This window comes from Clostridia bacterium, assembly GCA_035561135.1.
In the GTDB taxonomy this organism is placed as follows: Bacteria; Acidobacteriota; Terriglobia; order Terriglobales; family Acidobacteriaceae; genus DATMYA01.
This window is the reverse complement of the sequence record DATMYA010000037.1, coordinates 1-1,488: the sequence shown is the minus strand read 5'-3', so window position 1 is coordinate 1,488 and position 1,488 is coordinate 1. Positions and strand designations below refer to the sequence as shown.

Here is a 1,488-nt window from a genome sequence, read left to right as displayed (position 1 = left end):
CAAGAAATTCCCCGATGATTACTGGCCGGCAACCGAGGCGCCGCCCAGTGACGAGGCCTGGGAGACGAGCGTGCAAGAGTTCCAGAAAGATATGAAGGAGATGCAGGAGCTCGTTGCCGATACGAAGCACGATCTGCTGGCAAAAATCCCTCACGGCAAAGGGCAGACGTTACTCCGGGAGGCGTTGGTAGTGGCGGACCACAACGCGTATCACCTGGGGCAGTTAATGTTCCTGCGAAAGATGATGGAAGCCGCGCGGACCTGACGCATTGTTGGTTTTCCCGGAGAATGCCCTGTCTGGATCTTTGCGGGGGGCTGCGCCGGGCTGTTTTGGAGTGCCGATTCACCTGCCGTGTCGGAAGCGAATGCGATCGTTTTCAACGATCCACAACTCGCCAGCTGGGTTCCGATGTGCCAGTGCCGCCGCAGTCCTCCGCACGTACGTGACGACCGTGGCTTTGTCCTGGCTCTTGAGTCGCAACACGATGATTCCAGGATGTTGGTCCGGCGGGTAGGCCTGGATATTGGCGAAGTCCAGATCAAGTGTGAGCAGAATCCGGCCTTCGCTTCGTACTCGGGCGGCTAACGTCTGATCATCGGAGCCCGACAGCTTCTCATCCCAGACAGTTTCTACCGCCAAGCCAGACTCGCGTAGCGCCGCAGCCGCTTCTAATGGGAGGTTCTCATCTGTTTTAAACGTCACGCGCTCAGCTCAAACGGGAGGTCGATGGCGCCCTCACGGGCCAATTCCGCCGCGTAGGCGAGTGCGGCGCGAATATCTTCGGGCCGCAACGAAGGATAGCTGGCAAGAATCTCGGAACGGTCGAGACCAGCAGCGATGTTGTCCAGAATCACGGAGACCATGATTCTGGTCCCGCGAATGCACGCTTTGCCATGGCAAACCGCCGGATTCACGCTCACTCGCTCTTTCCAGTTCTCCATAAATTCGATTCTACCGCTTGGGCGCACGTCAGAAGATGCACGTCGCCTTTGGAATCACTCGCGCGAATTCCCGCACCTCACCCCCGCAAATCCCGCTTCAGTACCGACAGCCGATCCTTCCACCCAAGCCGCACCTGTATGAACTCGCTGTGCTCAAGCCCGAGTTCGCTGGCGATCTGACGGATCTGATTATTCTCCGCCATCGAGATATCCTCGGAGGCCGCCGATACCGCGAACAGGCAGTCCAGCAGCGCGAGCTTTTGCTCGTACGTGGCGATGCGGCGGAATTCGCGTGTCACCAGGAAGTTGTCCGTTCCGCCGAACAGCTCACTGCGCAGCTTCGCCATCTTCACCACAACCTCGGCCTGCTCCGGGGATAGCTGGCCTTGGGCCACCAGGATCCGCTCCATGGCCTCGGTTTCCTCGGGGCTGATGTTCCGGTCGGCGTTGGCCACCCGGCTGAGAATGTAGCCGAATGACGCGATGAAGCACGCCCGATCCTCGTCGATGCGATCGAGCGCATCCACAATCTCGCGAACCGCGTCC

The 1,488-nt window shown here is 59.5% G+C and carries 4 protein-coding genes; 1 reads left to right on the top strand and 3 read right to left on the bottom strand.

Annotated elements, in window-relative coordinates; all coding sequences use genetic code 11:
* A partial coding sequence (locus tag VN622_07685; GenBank protein ID HWR35733.1) for a DinB family protein occupies positions 1-265 on the top strand: 265 nt, incomplete at its 5' end.
* Positions 266-343: 78 nt separating this feature from the next.
* On the opposite strand, the gene VN622_07680 is transcribed toward VN622_07685, so the two are convergent.
* From VN622_07680 to VN622_07670, 3 genes are all read right to left on the bottom strand, one after another.
* Positions 344-703 carry a DUF5615 family PIN-like protein gene (locus VN622_07680; protein HWR35732.1) on the bottom strand — a complete coding sequence of 120 codons (360 nt, stop codon included), beginning with the start codon at positions 701-703 and terminating at the stop codon, positions 344-346.
* Entirely contained in the window at positions 700-942 is a 243-nt protein-coding gene (locus tag VN622_07675; GenBank protein ID HWR35731.1) for a DUF433 domain-containing protein, read from the bottom strand. The genes VN622_07680 and VN622_07675 overlap by 4 nt, the downstream gene beginning before the upstream one ends.
* Positions 943-1,019: 77 nt before the next feature.
* On the bottom strand, positions 1,020-1,488 hold a 469-nt coding region (locus VN622_07670; protein HWR35730.1), incomplete at its 5' end, for a TerB family tellurite resistance protein.

Coding starts and splice junctions, on each gene's coding strand:
- VN622_07675 (HWR35731.1), bottom strand. CDS start 942: ATGGAGAACTGGAAAGAGCGAGTGAGCGTGAATCCGGCGGTTTGCCAT.